At 46.6% G+C, this 17,160-nt stretch carries 11 protein-coding genes and 1 riboswitch; all 11 genes read left to right on the forward strand.

Annotated elements, in window-relative coordinates:
- Window positions 1–3,144: hybrid sensor histidine kinase/response regulator (locus tag ACMP1L_RS00810; RefSeq protein WP_475544498.1), on the forward strand; the 3,144-nt coding region annotated here is incomplete at its 5' end.
- A 261-nt stretch (window positions 3,145–3,405) separates the two neighbouring features.
- The gene (locus tag ACMP1L_RS00815) at window positions 3,406–4,401 is read left to right on the forward strand and encodes an ATP-binding protein (protein WP_418451706.1); all 996 of its coding nucleotides are present in this window, start codon (window positions 3,406–3,408) and stop codon (window positions 4,399–4,401) included.
- Window positions 4,402–4,625: 224 nt separating this feature from the next.
- Window positions 4,626–4,701: riboswitch (cyclic di-GMP riboswitch) on the forward strand.
- Window positions 4,702–4,793: 92 nt separating this feature from the next.
- Window positions 4,794–5,012, forward strand: coding sequence for a hypothetical protein (locus ACMP1L_RS00820; protein ID WP_243025520.1), 219 nt, complete (start codon window positions 4,794–4,796; stop codon window positions 5,010–5,012).
- A gap of 303 nt (window positions 5,013–5,315) precedes the next feature.
- Window positions 5,316–6,131 (forward strand): substrate-binding periplasmic protein, encoded by an 816-nt coding sequence (locus ACMP1L_RS00825; protein ID WP_418451708.1) that lies wholly within the window; start codon window positions 5,316–5,318, stop codon window positions 6,129–6,131.
- The gene (locus tag ACMP1L_RS00830) at window positions 6,115–8,319 is read left to right on the forward strand and encodes an ATP-binding response regulator (protein WP_418451710.1); all 2,205 of its coding nucleotides are present in this window, start codon (window positions 6,115–6,117) and stop codon (window positions 8,317–8,319) included. The genes ACMP1L_RS00825 and ACMP1L_RS00830 overlap by 17 nt, the downstream gene beginning before the upstream one ends.
- Window positions 8,297–10,147, forward strand: coding sequence for an extracellular solute-binding protein (locus tag ACMP1L_RS00835; RefSeq protein ID WP_418451711.1), 1,851 nt, complete (start codon window positions 8,297–8,299; stop codon window positions 10,145–10,147). Before ACMP1L_RS00830 ends, ACMP1L_RS00835 begins: the two co-directional genes overlap by 23 nt.
- A 5-nt stretch (window positions 10,148–10,152) precedes the next feature.
- On the forward strand, window positions 10,153–13,101 hold the full coding sequence (locus ACMP1L_RS00840; RefSeq protein ID WP_418451713.1) for a response regulator: 2,949 nt from the start codon (window positions 10,153–10,155) through the stop codon (window positions 13,099–13,101).
- Between the two features lie 449 nt (window positions 13,102–13,550).
- A complete protein-coding gene (locus tag ACMP1L_RS00845; RefSeq protein WP_418451714.1) occupies window positions 13,551–14,195 on the forward strand; it encodes a hypothetical protein in 645 nt (214 codons plus the stop codon).
- 27 nt (window positions 14,196–14,222) lie between these two features.
- Window positions 14,223–14,777, forward strand: a complete 555-nt coding sequence (locus tag ACMP1L_RS00850; RefSeq protein WP_418451715.1) for a hypothetical protein — start codon at window positions 14,223–14,225, stop codon at window positions 14,775–14,777.
- A gap of 49 nt (window positions 14,778–14,826) precedes the next feature.
- A complete protein-coding gene (locus tag ACMP1L_RS00855; RefSeq protein WP_418451716.1) occupies window positions 14,827–15,435 on the forward strand; it encodes a hypothetical protein in 609 nt (202 codons plus the stop codon).
- A gap of 246 nt (window positions 15,436–15,681) precedes the next feature.
- Window positions 15,682–17,160, forward strand: a complete 1,479-nt coding sequence (pap, locus tag ACMP1L_RS00860; RefSeq protein ID WP_418451717.1) for a polyphosphate:AMP phosphotransferase — start codon at window positions 15,682–15,684, stop codon at window positions 17,158–17,160.

Genomic DNA, 17,160 nt, shown 5'->3' on the forward strand with positions numbered 1-17,160 from the left:
ATGTCACAGGCCGTACAGAAAACACTGGAAAATAATGGCGGGGTAGGTATAATGACAGGATCTTATGACCAAAACCTGTCTATTTTGTCTGTGAATAATCTGCTGTTGCATAGTACAGGATATACATTCGATACTTTCATGGAACAGACAAAAGGCTCATTGAGAAATTTCTTTTATGACGAGGAAGATACACTGGAGCGAGACCGTTTTTTGCGGCTTCACGGAACATGGGAAGCACAGATCCTTACAGCAGACGGTACAGTGAATAATGTACGGCTTTGTAAAGAGGATGCGATAGATGAGGCGGGCAGACAGATCTGGGTTATGTCCGTACAGGTTAACTGGGATCATGTAAATTTGACACTGCTCAATGAGGCTATCTATTCCGGCTTCTGGTATTTTGACTGTGACGAAAACAGTGAGATTGTGAATGCAAACTGGAGTCATGAATTCCGAAAAATGCTTGGCTATCATGACACTCTGGACTTTCCGAATAAACTGGAATCCTGGTCAGATCTTCTGCATCCACAGGATAAAGAAAGAGTGATGGTGCAGCTTCAGGCGGCAATTAAGGATAAGACGAATCAGATAAAATACCAGGTAGAGTATCGTATGAGAATGAAGGATAATCAATACCAGTGGTTTCGGGCATCGGCAGAAGTAATACGCCGTCTGGATGGTTCTGCCAGCAGAATTGCCGGGATTTTTATTAACATTAATGCGGAGAAAAAAGAAATCATGCAGGCACAAAAATCTGCTGCTTTCCACCGGGCTTTTACGAAAGCAGATCTGTGCGAGTATTATGTGAATCTGGAAGCGAATACTTTTGATACCTTTAAGGTTGAACCGTCCCTGATGACCGTCTTTGAACAGAGTTATACGTGGGATGAATTGATTCAGCATTTTGTGGATTCCTATGTTGTGGAGACAGATAAGAAGGCGGTATCCTCTTTTTACGACCGTGGTTATATTGCAGAAAGGCTGAAGGGTCTGGAAACCGAATTGGCTTTAGAGTGCCGTATCACTCTGAATGGAGAAGAACGATGGGTCCGCAATGTGGTCATACGTGGCGAAATAGAGGATTCAGAATATGCCATGATCTTTCTGCGTGATATCACAGAGACAAAGGTAGAGAGCGCACGGCATCTGCAGATGGCAGCGGATAATGCTTCCATGGAGCAGCTGATTCAGAGTATTGTGCGTCTGGTTGACCGCTTTGTTGTCTGTGATCTGGAAAATGACAGATATGAATTCTACAATCTGAATGGACAGATGATATATAAACCGCTGGGATTTTATCATGATTTTCAGATGCAGGTTCTTGAAAAATATAAGACACTGGAACCATTGGAAGCTATAGATATCCTGATAGCCCCGGATAATATTCGGAAAAAACTGAAAAGTGAAAATGATATTTATAAGTTTGAGTATTGCAGCCTGGATGAAAAGACTTATAAAATCGCTTCTTATATTCCCTTGGAATGGAAGAATGGAAAGCTGGAAAAGGTACTGCTGGCATCCATGGATGTGACACAGGAGAAGAAAGCAGAGATTGAATCTCGTCAGGCACTGAAAGAGGCTTACCGGTCCGCAGAAAATGCAAATCGTGCGAAAACAGAATTCCTTTCCAATATGTCCCATGATATCCGGACACCAATGAATGCGATTGTGGGTCTGACGGCAATCGCAGGAGCAAATGTTGAGAGCCAGGACAGAGTCATTGAATGCCTCGGCAAGATCACAGAATCAAGCCGCCATCTGCTTGGGCTGATTAATGAAGTATTGGATATGGCACGTATTGAAAGTGGAAAAATGACACTGGCACAGGAAGATTTCAATCTGTCAGAGCTGGTAGATAATCTTATTACACTTACGAAACCGGTGCTTGATGAACATAAACATAATTTTGATATACACATCAATCATATTGAACATGAGGCTGTCTGCGGTGACAGCTTGAGGATTCAGCAGGTATTTGTGAATCTGATGAGTAATGCGATCAAGTATACACCGGATGGTGGAAATATTACTTTTTCGATAGAGGAAAAACCCAATGGATTTTCAGAACTTGGATGCTATGAATTTACGATTGAGGATAATGGAATCGGTATGTCACCGGAATTCCAGAAAATCATGTTTGATCCTTTCAGCCGCGCGGATGACCACCGGACAACCAGAGTTCAGGGAACCGGTCTTGGAATGGCAATCAGCAGAAATATTGTGAACCTGATGAATGGTAATATTAAAGTGGACAGTACCTTACATAAGGGAACCAGAATTACGGTAACAATTTATCTGGAGCTTCAGGAAAAAGAAAAAGAACAGGACAGAAATCTGATGAATTTGCCGGTTCTGGTAGTGGATGATGATAAGACATGCTGTGAAAGTACAGTTGCCACACTGAAGGAAATCGGTATTATGGGTGAATGGGTTCTCTCTGGCAGGGAAGCGGTTGAGCGCTGTTATGCACGGCATGAGTTGAAAGATGATTACTTTGCTGTTATTTTAGACTGGAAGATGCCGGATATGGATGGTATAGAGACTGCCAGACAGATCCGGAAACGGATAGGAAAAGAGATCACCATCATTGTATTGACATCCTATGAATTCAGCGAAATTGAAGAAGAAGCAAAGGCTGCAGGTGTAGATGCTTTTATTGCAAAACCGCTGTTCCGTTCCCGGCTGACGGCAACACTACGGCAGTTTACTTCAGGCAGAAAAGAAAAAACAGCAAGAAATTATCTGGAGAAGTTGTCAGAATCAGACTACACAGGAAAAAGGATTCTGCTGGTTGAGGATAATGAGTTGAACAGAGAAATTGCTGTTGAAATTTTGCAGATGACAGGGGCAGAAGTGGAAACAGCAGAAAATGGGGAAATCGCAGTTGAAAAAGTGGAAGCTTCTCCGGAAGGATTGTATGATCTTGTTTTTATGGATATCCAAATGCCTGTCATGAATGGTTATGAGGCAACTGCAGCAATCAGGAGCCTTCCGGGTGAAAAGGGAAAACTGCCTATTGTTGCCATGACTGCCAATGCTTTTGCAGAAGATGTACAGCTGGCCAAAAATACAGGCATGAATGGACATATCGCGAAACCGCTGGATATGAATAAGCTGAATGATGTTCTGGAAAACTGGCTGTAATTGCCTTCCTGGATGCATGGGAAAAGCAGCTAGGAAACATAGAGAGGGTTTTGTTATGACAGAAACTAAATATATATTTCCGAAGCAACCGCAGTCTGTGACTGTTTTGGTTTTTATAACCGTGCTGATCGTTCTGCTTCTTGTCCTGACTGTAATGGTACATATGAGGAATAGAAAACTGAAAAGTACGCTGGAAGAACAGATGGCGGAAAGACGGCTTTTGGATAAGATATGTGCAGATTTTACGGCTGTCTATTGGATATGAATAAACTACAGAGCGGAGATTTGAAGGACCAGCAGCTAACCTTTGATCTGACAGAGGTACTGCGGGAACTGAACCAGATTTATGATGAGCGGGCTGCCAAGAAAGGCATCCGGTATGAGATTGACTGGAAAAATGGTATATACAGTCACAGCACTCTGGTTGGAAACCCGGTATATCTTGGAAGGATTCTGTCGAATATTATGGACAATGCCATAAAATTCAGTCAGGCGGGTAGTGTGTTCACGGTCGGGGTTAAGGAAGAAACTCTGGATGATGACAGAGCAAATTTCACTTTCTACTGTAAAGACCAGGGTGTGGGTATGAGTGAAGATTTTATTGCACATGCTTTTGATATGTTCGCTCAGGAAAGCGAGACAAGCAGATCCAGGTATGAAGGCACCGGACTGGGGCTTGCAATTACGAAGCAACTCGTGGACAAAATGGATGGAAGTATTGAACTGAAGAGCAAAGCAGGTGTCGGGACAACAGTTATTGTAAAAATTCCGTTCAAAATTGGCACACAGGATAAAAACAGTAATTTATCAGATAAGCCAGTAAGCCTTGATGATTATTCGGTAGAAGGCATGCGGGCATTGGTTGTGGAAGATAATGAGTTGAACATGGAAATTTCCAGATGTATACTGGAAGACAGCGGTATGGAAGTTACATGTGCAGTAGACGGGCAGGAAGCAGTTGAAATCTTCGAGAAATCTGCACCGGATTATTTTGGGGTAATTTATATGGATATTATGATGCCGAGGATGAATGGTCTGGATGCGGCAAGGACAATCAGGGAAATGAAAAGAAGGGATGCCAGGAGGGTTCCGATCATTGCAATGTCCGCAAATGCCTTTGCAGAAGACATTATCAACAGCCGGCTGGCTGGAATGAATGTTCATCTTGCAAAGCCGCTGGATGCGGAAAAAATGATTGTTGCCTTAAAACAATGCATGGCAGATAATAGCGATGTAAAACTGCACGAAGATTTGTAGGAATAAAAAGACAGAGCATATAAAGTTGTTATATGGTCTGTTTTTTTATTCCTTAGAAGAAGCAGGCTGTTTGCAACGAGGGAAGAAGCCGAGAAGAGTATTGAAAAGGCACCAGAGACAGCTTTTTTGTCATTTTTAAGCAGGAATGCGGTCATATTTTTCTTGTGCACCGTATGATGCAGACGTATAATAAAATTGAGTTTTTTACATAAGCTTAACGGAAATAGGATGATGGGCAAATCAGATGAAAGTCTGAGACGCAAAGCTACAGGGCTTGTAAAATGGCAGCCAGCTGCATGAAATGATGTGCATTGTCTGTCTGGCAGTGCATATTCTTTTTCAATTTGAAACAATCGGAATTGCTGACAGGAGATGAGAGGATAAGTGAATTTATGGAATTAAGAAAAATACTGGGTCTATCTGCTGTTGCGGGACTGCTGTGCCTGGCGCAGATTGCATATCCGGGTTATGGATTTCAATATATGTGCAATATTGCGGACACGGGATTTTTGGGAACTTTTCAGGGTAAGCAGTGGCAAAAGGATTATCTGGTGGGAAAGGCCAATGTGAGTGATACACCGGGCATGATGGATTGCATGGAATATATTTAGAAATGGAAAGATCTGGGAATGTTTACTACGAATAAAAGAAATCCCCAGAGTGTATATATTTTGAATGTGACACGTTACCATGGATTGAGCAAAAAATTAGAGGAGAACCCACAAAAGCTTGAAGATGCATTAAAAGTTATGGAAATTCTTTCTTCCGTGGAAGGAACGACTGGAAAAGACGATAAGAAGCATAAAATTTCGTGGGGGGGGGTACCGAAACGCAGGCCACTGAAATAGCTTAAAAATCAACAGTACAGAAAGAATAACAGGCAAACATAACAAACAGCAGGGATGGATATAAAAATGAAGGGAAAAACAGTGATTGCAGGCATTTTGCTTGCAGGTATTTCGGCGGGCATTCTGGCAGGGTGCAGAAATGCAGCTGCCAGTAAGCAGGAAACAAAAAGGCCTGTCATCACGCTCGGCAGCGACAGCTATCCGCCATACAACTATCTGAATGAAGATGGTATTCCGACAGGAATCGATGTAGAGCTGGCGACCGAAGCCTTCCAAAGAATGGGGTATCAGGTGAAGGTTGTCCAGATCAACTGGGAACAGAAAAAGGAACTGGTGGAGAGCGGGGAGATTGACTGTATTATGGGCTGCTTTTCCATGGAGGGACGTCTTGACGATTACCGCTGGGCCGGACCGTACATAGCAAGCCGTCAGGTGGTTGCTGTAAATGCGAGCAGTGACATTTATAAACTGAGTGACCTGGAAGGAAAGAATCTTGCAGTTCAGTCTACAACCAAGCCGGAAAACATTTTTTTGAATCGGACAGATGAGAGGATCCCGAAACTGGGAAATCTGATCAGTCTCGGACACAGAGAGCTGATCTATACATTTCTGGGGAAAGGATATGTAGATGCAGTGGCTGCACATGAGGAATCCATCGTTCAGTATAAGAAGGATTATGATACAGATTTTCGTGTCCTGGAAGAACCTTTGATGGTTGTGGGGATAGGAGTTGCTTTTGCAAAAGCTGATGACAGAGGAATCTGTGAGCAGATGAACCAGACACTGGAAGAGATGCGTCAGGATGGCACATCCCTGAAAATCATCAGAAAATATCTGGATGATCCGGAAAAGTATCTGGAGGTGGATGATCTTGGATATTAAGAGAAAGAAAAAAGAAAAACGGATCCAGATAGTCGGTGCTCTGCTTGGGATCTGTGTGGCCGCAGCAGCCCTGTTTTATTTTTTTCATATGGAAAAGGCAGAGGCAGAGAGACGGATGGTGGAGATTGTAAACTACGTCAAGGTGCAGTGCTCAACCTACACCCATTATAATGAATCTTCGGAATCCAAAAGCCTTCTCCGTGCGATTGAAAGTGCCAGACAAATGAGTACCAATATCGATATGGAAACAGAAAACGGCGGGCAGCTGAGCCGGGAATTTTTGAAAGAGAATCTGCAGACGCTCTGGGTGGACGGGATCCTTATCCTGGATACAGAGGGAAGAACAGTCTGTGAATACAGCGCGAATGAGTCTCTGACCGATGAGATCACGGATTATCTGCAAAAAGACATTATCATGGATTTTGCCGGATATGAAGAACGAAGCTATTCGGAGCGGATAACCAGAGCAGACGGGTCACGTATCGATATTGCAGCCTGTGCCAGAAAAGATGCACCGGGCATCGTTGCAATCTATTATTATACATCTCCGGAATTTGTCAGAAACTATACGCTGACGATACAGAGCCTTTTAAATGGCTATAGTACCCGGAAGGACGGTACAATCATTGTGGCAGACAAGGGAAGCGTCATTGCCAGCAACGATGAGAGTCTGCTTGGGCAGGATACCGCCGGCAACGAGATTGTGCAGGCAATGAAAAAGAATACAGACAGCCGGCACATATTTCATCTGAAGCATGAGGGAACCGGATGTTACGGGATCATGCTGAAGCAGCGGGATTATTACATTTATGCGTATCTTCCGGATGCGGAGGTCTTCCATGACCTGCCGCTCAGTGTAACAGCGGTTGTTTTCTTTTATTTTCTGATATTCAGTGTCTTCTGGTTCTGGATATATAGAACCAATCAGGCACACCGCAAAAAGGAGCAGGAAAAGGAAGAAAAATATAAAGCAGAGCTTTTGAGGGCAGCAAAAAGGGCAGATGCAGCCAATGAGGCAAAAACCGAGTTTCTCCAGAGGATGAGCCATGATATCCGGACACCGATCAACGGAATCTGCGGCATGCTCGATGTGGCAGATCATTATGCAGACGATATGGACAAGCAGAGGGAATGCCGTACAAAGATCAAAGAGGCATCAAATCTGTTGCTGGAACTGGTAAACGAAGTCCTGGATATGAGCAAGCTGGAATCGGATGAAGTGGTTCTGGAAGAAATCCCATTTCAGCTGGCCAGTATTTTTGACGAACTCCTGGTTGTGATCGAACAGATAGCCGCAAAACGGAATATCCGGATCGTGTGGGAGAAAAAAGAAGTGATACACTGGAATCTCATCGGAAGTCCGGGATATGTGAAGAGGATCCTGATGAATATCCTGACAAATGCGGTGAAATATAACAGAGAAAACGGATGTATCTATATCAGCTGCATGGAAATCGCATCAGAACAGACAGGAATGGTGACCATGGAATTTGTCTGCCGGGATACAGGGATTGGTATGACAGAAGCGTTTCAGAAACGTCTTTTTGAACCGTTTGCGCAGGAGCATGCCGGAAGCCGGACAAAATTTTCCGGAACCGGACTTGGAATGTCCATCACAAAAAAGCTGATCGAAAAAATGGGCGGAACGATTACGTTTGAAAGTGAGCTGGGAGAAGGTACGACCTTTGTGTTCCGTATCCCGTTTCAAACAGATCCGGATACTGAAAAGCGTGAAGAACAGAAGGCTGCAACAGAAAGATCCATCAAAGGTCTGAAGATCCTTCTGGCAGAAGACAATGCGTTGAACATGGAAATTGCGGAATTTATGCTTCAGAATGAAGGGGCCTGTGTGTGTAAAGCATGGAATGGCCAGCAGGCGGCTGAGATATTTGAAAACAGCAGGCCGCACGAATTTGATGTCATTTTGATGGATATCATGATGCCGGTCATGAATGGTTATGAAGCGGCAGAAAGGATCCGTTCTCTGGACAGAGAGGACGCAAAGGTGGTTCCGATCATCGCAATGACGGCAAACGCGTTTACGGAGGACAGGCTCAGAGCAAAGAAAGCAGGAATGGATGAACACATTGCCAAACCGATTGATGTAAAATTGCTGGTAAAGGTGATCTGTAAATTAGTTGGAAATGATTTTAAGGGGAGCTGTAATGAAAAAGAAAAAGTGGAATAGAGTTTTAGCTGTATTTTGGGTGATGGCTGCAGTCCTGTCACTTTTGTCAGGCTGCCGTGGGAAGAGCGCGGAAAAAGAAGATGCGGAAACGATCACCGTGTATTTGTGGTCCACAAAGCTGTATGAAACATATGCACCATACATTCAGGAGCAGCTTCCGGACATCAATATTGAATTTGTAGTGGGCAATAACGATCTGGATTTCTACAGATTTCTGAATGAAAACGGTGGATTGCCGGATATTATAACCTGCTGCCGGTTTTCTCTGCATGACGCCAGTCCGCTAAAGGACAGTCTGATGGATCTTTCCACCACCAATGAGGCCGGTGCTGTCTATAATACATACATCCACAGCTTTATGAATCAGGATGGCAGTGTAAACTGGCTTCCGGTGTGCGCAGATGTACATGGCTTCGTGGTGAACAGAGATCTGTTTGAAAAATATAAGATTCCGCTGCCAACCGATTACGAAAGCTTTGTTTCTGCCTGTCAGGCATTTGACAAGGTGGGGATCCGAGGGTTTACCGCAGACTATTATTATGATTATACCTGTATGGAAACCTTGCAGGGCCTGTCTGCGGCAGAGCTTTCGACTGCAACCGGACGCAGATGGCGTACCGCCTACAGTGATCCGGGTAACAGCAGGAAAGAAGGTCTGGACAGTACCGTCTGGCCGAAGGCCTTTGAGCGGATGGAGCAATTTATCCGGGATACAGGGCTGAGCCGGGAGGATCTGAATCTGAATTATGATGCTGTGACTGAGCTGTACAAAAGCGGTAAGCTGGCCATGTATTTCGGCAGCTCTGCCGGTGTAAAAATTTTTCAGGATCAGGGCATTGATACAATATTTCTGCCATTCTTTGAGCAGAACGGCGAAAAGTGGCTGATGACTACGCCCTATTTCCAGGTGGCATTAAACCGTGACCTGACGCAGGATGAAACGCGCCGGCAGAAAGCAATGAAGGTACTGAATGTGATGCTTTCGGCGGATGCGCAGAACCGGATCATTTATGAGGGCCAGGATCTGCTAAGCTACAGTCAGGATGTGGATAACCAGCTGACGGAATATCTGAAGGATGTGAAATCTGTGATTGAAGAGAACCATATGTATATCCGGATTGCGTCAAATGACTTTTTCTCTGTTTCCAGAGATGTGGTTTCTAAGATGATCTCCGGAGAATACGATGCCGGACAGGCTTATCAGTCCTTCCATACCCAGCTTCTCGAGGAGAATACTGCTTCTGAACCGGTTGTGCTGGATTCACAGAAGGCATATTCCGACCGTTTTCATGCCAGTGGGGGCAATGCGGCATATTCTGTTATGGCAAACACTCTGCGCGGCATTTATGGTACGGATGTGCTGATCGCGACAGCAAACAGCTTTACGGGGAATGTGCGGAAGGCAGGATATACGGAAAAAATGGCACGCGGCATGATCATGCCAAACGGACTTTCGGCTTACAACTGCGAGCTGAGCGGGGCCAAATTGAAAGAAACGGTCAGAAGCTTTGTGGAAGGCTGGCCGGGCGGACTCCTTCCCTTTAACCGCGGTTCTCTGCCTGTGGTCAGCGGTATTTCTGTGAAGATCAGGGAAACGGCGGATGGTTATACACTGGAGAAAGTTACAAAGAATGGAAAAGCAGTTCGGGATGATGATACGTTTACGGTAACCTGTCTGGCCATACCACAGCATATGGAGGCTTATCCTGCAGATGAAACGATAGTATTTGACAGAGCGAACAGTACGGTGAAAGATACCTGGACAGGCTATATTCTGGATGGTAATGCGATTCTTGCAGAGCCTGAAGATTACATGACTCTGAGGTGAGAAGAATGGATATTGAGAATCGCAATACGAACAGAGTGAAATTTTTTATGAGAAAACGACTCGGGATAGCGGTATTTCTTGCCGTTTTACTTGGGATCGTTCTGACTGTTTCCCGGTATTTTGAGTTTGTATCGAAAACGGTTTATGAGGAAAGTGTTTCTCATTTGACTGAGGTTTTCCATCAGTCGAATAATGTGCTAAGTGAGCTGACAAATAAGAACCTGACTTATCTTCATATGTGGAGTGAGTATCTGCAGACCACCTCAAGTGAAAGCAAAATTCGTGATTATGTGGAGAAAGCGCAGAATGAGGCAGGCTTTTTGTATTTCTATTTTCTTTCGGCTGACGGCAACTATAAGATGGTAACAGGGGAAACCGGGTATCTTGGCGTGCAGGAAAATCTGGAGGATGAGATCCGGCAGGGAAAGGATATCATAACAAATGCAGTAGTTCCCGGAAAATCCCAGCTGCTTATTTTTGCCAGCCCGCAGGCGCATGGAAGCTATCAGGGCTTTGAATATGATGCCATTGCCATTGCATATGAAAACTCGGATATCGTAAGTGTACTGGATATTTCTGCCTTTCACGGATACGCAAAGAGTTATGTGGTTCATCCGGATGGCCGTGTTGTGATCGATCATTCTCTGGAATCATGGGGAGCAGTTTATAATTTCTTTGGCCTTCTGAGAGAGCATTCTGATATATCCGAACAAGAGATCCTTGACCTTGTGGAGCAATGGAAAGTGGGACGTACCGATGCGATGCTTGTAAATCTGGATGGAATGGATTACTATCTGGTTTATGAAAAATCGAAGCTTCAGGACTGGATATTTCTGGGGCTGGTCCGGGCCGATATCGTCAATGCCAGCATGAACAATCTGCAGCTTAGTACGATGCTCCTTGTGGGGGCAGTCGTGTGCGGTATCGCTGCCCTTCTGATCGGACTGATCCTTCAGAAAAACAGGAGAAGCCTGAAGCGAAAGGATACGGAGATCCTGTACCGGGATGAGCTGTTTCAAAAGCTGTCGATGAATGTGGATGACGTGTTTCTGATGCTGGATGCAAACACGTATAAGGCCGATTATGTAAGCCCGAATGTGGAAAGACTGCTGGGTATTACCGTAGAGCAGATCCAGAAGGATATCTGTGTTTTGGGAGAGCTACATTCCAGGAATCCGGAAGATCCGAAGAAGAATTATCTGAAGGATATCCTGACACAGGAACAGAGGGAATGGGATTTTGAATATGTGCATCAAAAAACAGGGGAGCAGCGCTGGTTTCATATTGTCGCAATGGACAGTGATGTAAACGGAACGAAGAAATATATCCTGGTTATGTCGGACCGTACCTCTGACAAGAAAATGAATCAGGCTCTTGCTGAGGCAGTCCGTGCTGCTGAGACCGCCAACCGGGCAAAGAGCACGTTCCTTTCCAACATGTCTCACGATATCCGGACACCGATGAATGCGATCATTGGTTTTACGACACTGGCTGTAAGCAACATAGATAATCAGGAAAGAGTCCGGGATTATCTGGGCAAGATCCTTTCATCCAGCAACCATCTGCTCTCGCTGATCAATGATGTACTGGATATGAGCCGTATTGAGAGTGGAAAGATCCATCTGGAAGAAACGGAGGTCAGTCTGTCAGATGTCCTTCATGATCTGAAGACGATCATCAGCGGCCAGATCTATGCAAAGCAGCTGGACCTTTATATGGATGCGGTGGATGTTGCGAACGAGGACGTCTATTGTGATAAAACGCGGCTGAACCAGGTGCTCTTGAATCTTTTGTCCAATGCGATCAAGTTTACTCCGGCGGGTGGAACCGTTTCTGTCCGGCTCAAGCAGTTCCCGGGGACACAGAAGGACAGTGCGCTGTATGAGATCCGGGTCAAGGATAACGGAATCGGCATGAGCCAGGAATTTGCCCAGAAGCTGTTTTCGCCGTTTGAGCGGGAACGCACCTCCACGGTCAGCAGGATCCAGGGCACAGGACTTGGTATGGCTATCACCAAGAATATTGTGAATATGATGGGCGGAACCATTGAGGTTCAGACGGAGCAGGGAAAGGGTACCGAGGTGATTGTCCGTCTGGCATTGCGGATTCAGCCGGAGCAGCACCGCACCGAGCGGATCGCAGAGCTGGAAGGTCTTAAGGCTTTGGTGATAGACGATGATTTTAATACCTGTGACAGTGTGACAAAGATGCTTGCCAAGGTTGGAATGCGTTCAGAATGGACACTTTCCGGCAAAGAGGCGGTTCTCCGTGCACGCCAGTCCATGGAACTGGGCGATGCATTCCATGCCTATATCATTGACTGGCGCCTGCCGGATATGAATGGCATTGAAGTCACCCGCCAGATCCGCAGTCTGGGTGATGATACGCCGATCATTATCCTGACTGCCTATGACTGGTCGGATATCGAAGTAGAAGCCAGGGCTGCAGGGGTAACTGCATTTTGCGCGAAACCGCTGTTTATGTCAGATATCAGAGAAACTCTGATGACAGCGATCGGTCAGAAGCAGGAGGAAACAGAGAATCCGGTTCTTCCAGCTGCAGGCTCTGATTTCAGGGGCCGATGCATCCTGCTTGTGGAAGACAATGAACTGAACCGTGAAATTGCTGTGGAGCTTCTGAAGCAATATGGATTCCGGATTGATACGGCAGAAAACGGAGCAGAGGCCGTGGAGAAGGTAAGGCATGCAGCGCCGGGCGACTATGATCTGGTGCTTATGGATGTTCAGATGCCTGTCATGAACGGATATGAGGCAACAAAACAGATCCGTGCACTCGCTGATCCGGCACTGGCGGGAATTACGATCCTTGCCATGACTGCCAATGCGTTTGATGAAGACAGAAAGAAGGCACTGAAATGCGGCATGGATGGATTTTTATCCAAGCCAATTGTTCTTGAGGAACTGATCGGTACATTACAAAATAATCTGAAGTAAGATGGAAAGCGCAAGCCGTTGAAGAGCTTGCGCTTTTCCTGTTTTTTCATCCTGTTCTGTCATGATCTTATGGATTTTAGGCAGATTTTTGCAGGCTGGAAGCTTGTCATTCTTTATTGAGGCAAGTATAATAAACGTAAGTTTATCGGGATTTATATTCTTAACAATCCTGTAATCTCATGTAACCGCAATATCCTGGCGGGTCTTTTATTTCAAACGGACAGGCTGTGTGCTGAGCATCATGCCTGGTTCAGTATTTCCCAATTGATAAAATGAATGATGGAAGGTAACTGCAGCAAAAAGGGGGGAATGGATTGCACATTGTGTATGCCGGCATCCGGAAAACGGCGTGGATTTTCCTGTTGGTGCCTGTGCTGGCGTGTATTTTGCAAATGTCTGCCGTTATGGCGTTTGCCTCGGCTTCCCTGGAAACGGACAGGAGGACGGGGGTGGAAATTGCTACGGCAGGAAATGCATCTGCAGACAGAATAATGATTAAAACGGCTACGGTGTCAGATGCGGAAAAGCTCACAAAACCGCAGGAGGAAGCTTCAGAGGAATCGGAACGGGATCTGGCGGAAGAACCTCTTCTGGATGATTTGTCTCCCATAGCTTCGGTGAGCAACGCAGAATATCAGCCCGCACTCTGTGCGCCACAGATCTCCGTGGTGGTGCCAACGCAGATGCTGTTTGTGATTGAGCCGGACGGGAGCTGCACAGCAGTCAGCGGAAGTCTGGAAAATCACGGAGAGAGCACGGTTTTACTGACCTCAGTCACGTTTGCCTGGCAGACAGAGGGCAGTAAGGATGCGGACGATATTTTTACGGAATGGGAGGGCAGAAAGCCCTGTCTGCGGCTGACGCTGAGGAATGACATATCCTGTGTCTTTGGACAGGAACAGACAGCAGCCGGTGAAGTCGGTATGACATGGAATCTCGAGGCGGAGCAGCTGCTTCTGGAGCCGGGAGAAGAACTGGAGCTGAGCTGGGAGCTGGAGCTTGGCGGAAACTGTCTGGCGGGGACACTCGATGCCGGGGAAGAGGCTGTGGTTGCGATCGTAACCTATACGGTCAGGAGTCTGGAAACATCATGATAAATATATGATTAGAAAGGAATGTGTATGAAGCAATTCAAATCAGAGGACAAAGGGCTTAATAAGAAAAATAATAAGGAAAGCGGAAATCGAAGGAAGTGGATCTGTGGCATTCTGGCAGTGCTGCTTCTTCTCGTCCTGATCTGGCTTTTGCACAGCTGCAGGGCGGAACCGGTTCATGAGTTCTTTGATCCGTCTGCCCGGACCGGAACCTTGCCGGGGCGCTCTGAGAAAGAAATCCAGGAGGAACTGAATAAGGTGGTCGAGGAAGGCATGTTTAATATTTCCATTGCGTCGGTTGTGACGGTTGATGAGAATGGAGCTGATGCCATGGCGCGGATTGAAAACATAGCCGCAAATCATCATCATATGAAGGTAGCGATCACGCTGGATGGGGAGAGGGAGCCGATTTATGAGTCTGCCGGTATCGCGCCGGGACAGTATATCGAGTATATAAAACTGAATCGCACGCTGTCGGCAGGAACGTATTCCGCTACGGCCCTGTTTACGGCTTATAATATGGAAAACTTATCGCAGGCCGGTCAGGCAGCAGCTAAAATTACGATCGTGGCCGGTTCTTAAGAGGGTAACCCGTAAACTGTCTATAAAAACAAATCAAAGGAGAAAGAGTATGAAGAAGATGAAAATGGTGATTCCGGCACTGGCCCTGACGGCAAGCATGAGCATGACTGCATTTGCTGCAGGGGAGGCACAGCAGGGACAGGCCGTCGACACGGCGAGCAGCAATGCATTTGAAGCAGGAACAGCCTCCACGCAGGTAAAGGTGGTGTATACCAAAGATGTATCACAGCTTTCCGCAACGGTTCCGCTCAGTATTACGTTTGCCGTGCTCAGCACCGGAGAATTTATCACGCCGGAGGGCTACGGGATCACGAACAACAGCGTGGTACCGATCCACGTGAGCGAGATTAAGGTCAGTGATATTGCGGAGGGGTACGAATTTGTTACGAATGAAGATGATGTGAGTGGTAAAAAGATCAGACTTCAGATGCAGCCTGAAAATGGCAGTAATTTGGTTCAGTTGCAAGGAAAAACTGGAGCACGACCGCAAGTGTTTGATGAAAGTGACTGGGTAATCGAAACCGGCTCCAACAACAGGCTTGGCATTACCTTCTCCGGCGGCAAGGTTGGCACCTTCGAGGCAGACTGGGCGAACGGAGCTGCCAATCTGTTTAAGATTACCTATACGATCAAGGCAGGTACAGCTGCCAGAAGCTAAGAAGCAGGTTACTGTACACGGGTAGGCATTTTCTGAACTGAAAATGCCGTATGATACAGCCGTGGCAGCAGATTTTGCCGATTTGGAATGCGAAGCATCGGCAAAATCCGTTGCTGTTTGCGCAACGCGTGAACAGTAACAGAAGCAGTCTGCCAGACCGGATCATCCTTGTAGGAACGGGCGTTTCGTGCTATCCTAGACGTAAGAGATACCTGATGGCTGGAAAGACAGAAAAAGGAGATTTCTATGCTGAGAGAATGGATGCCGGCCGAGATGCCGGAAGAGGAGGAACTGAAAACAAGACTTGAGGCAGCCAGAGAGAAACTGGCGGTGCAGCAGCTGCAGATGAAGGAGAAAAAGGTTCCGGTCCTGGTATTGGTGGAAGGCTGGGGAACCTCCGGCAAGGGTTCCGGCATCGGGAGCATCATCCAGAATATTGATCCGCGCTTCTTCAAGGTTTTTGATATGGAAAAGAAAACGGAGGAAGATGCCAGAAAGCCGTTTCTGTACCGGCATTTTGCGAAGATCCCGGAAGCGGGAAAGTTTGTATTCCTGGATTCCGGCTGGATGGGAGAGCTGACGGGTGGATATTTGCAGGGAGAGTTTTCTGAGAAGGAGTACGCAAAGCGGATCGAGAGTGTACAGCGGTTCGAGCGCCAGCTGACTGACAATGGGTACCTGGTAGTAAAGCTGTTTTTGAATATTTCCAGGAAGGAACAGGAACGGCGGATCCGTCATCTGGCCGGGGAAAAGGATACGGCATGGCGGGTCGGCAGCTATGATCTGTGGCAGCATGAGCATTATGACAGGTGCCGGGATGTTTTCTCTGATTATTTAAAACAGACCAATCAGCCGTCAGCACCCTGGTATATCATTGACGCAAAGTCCAGAAAGTGGAGAGAGCTTCAGATTATGGAGATCCTGACGCAGGGAATCGACATTGCGCTCAGCAACAGTCAGATGGCAGTGCCGCTTTTACAGAATGTGTTCCCGCTTGAGCGGATGCCGCTGCTTTCTGAGATTCCATTGGACAAGACGATTTCGGAAGAGGATTATAAAAAAGAGCTGAAGCAGCTGCGTCAGAGACTGGGCGAGCTGCATAACCGCCTGTACCGTAAGAAGGTTCCGGTGATCATTGCCTATGAGGGCTGGGACGCAGCTGGTAAGGGCGGAAATATCAAGCGCATCACTAGTGCTCTGGATCCCCGCGGATACGAGGTGCATCCCATCGCAAGCCCGGAGCCCCATGAAAAGGCACGGCATTATCTGTGGCGCTTCTGGACCAGGCTTCCCAAGACAGGCCATATTGCCATCTTTGACCGGAGCTGGTATGGCCGTGTGATGGTAGAGCGGCTGGAGGGCTTTTGCAGCGAGAACGACTGGAAACGCGCTTACCATGAGATCAATGAGTTCGAGAAAGAACTTCACGACTGGGGTGCAGTCATCATCAAATTCTGGGTACAGATTGATAAGGATACCCAGCTGGAACGTTTCACTGAGCGGCAGAATACCCCGGCGAAGCAGTGGAAGATCACAGAGGAGGACTGGCGCAACCGCGACAAGTGGGATCGGTATGAGCAGGCTGTGAATGAGATGCTTGCCAAAACCAGCACCACCTACGCGCCGTGGCATATCCTGGAGTCTGTAGACAAGAAATATGCCCGGATCAAGGCTCTGAGGATTGTGGTAGAGGAATTGGAAAAGGCATTGAAAAAGGAAGAATAA

Origin of the sequence: Ventrimonas sp. (genome assembly GCF_048380235.1) — a bacterium.
Taxonomy (GTDB): Bacteria; Bacillota; Clostridia; order Lachnospirales; family Lachnospiraceae; genus Brotaphodocola.

What these genes read in the sequence shown, in the direction of transcription:
- ACMP1L_RS00815 (WP_418451706.1), top strand. Translation starts at nt 3,406, where the DNA reads ATGAATAAACTACAGAGCGGAGATTTGAAGGACCAGCAGCTAACCTTT.
- ACMP1L_RS00820 (WP_243025520.1), top strand. Translation starts at nt 4,794, where the DNA reads ATGGAATTAAGAAAAATACTGGGTCTATCTGCTGTTGCGGGACTGCTG.
- ACMP1L_RS00825 (WP_418451708.1), top strand. Translation starts at nt 5,316, where the DNA reads ATGAAGGGAAAAACAGTGATTGCAGGCATTTTGCTTGCAGGTATTTCG.
- ACMP1L_RS00830 (WP_418451710.1), top strand. Translation starts at nt 6,115, where the DNA reads ATGATCTTGGATATTAAGAGAAAGAAAAAAGAAAAACGGATCCAGATA.
- ACMP1L_RS00835 (WP_418451711.1), top strand. Translation starts at nt 8,297, where the DNA reads ATGAAAAAGAAAAAGTGGAATAGAGTTTTAGCTGTATTTTGGGTGATG.
- ACMP1L_RS00840 (WP_418451713.1), top strand. Translation starts at nt 10,153, where the DNA reads ATGGATATTGAGAATCGCAATACGAACAGAGTGAAATTTTTTATGAGA.
- ACMP1L_RS00850 (WP_418451715.1), top strand. Translation starts at nt 14,223, where the DNA reads ATGAAGCAATTCAAATCAGAGGACAAAGGGCTTAATAAGAAAAATAAT.
- ACMP1L_RS00855 (WP_418451716.1), top strand. Translation starts at nt 14,827, where the DNA reads ATGAAGAAGATGAAAATGGTGATTCCGGCACTGGCCCTGACGGCAAGC.
- pap (WP_418451717.1), top strand. Translation starts at nt 15,682, where the DNA reads ATGCTGAGAGAATGGATGCCGGCCGAGATGCCGGAAGAGGAGGAACTG.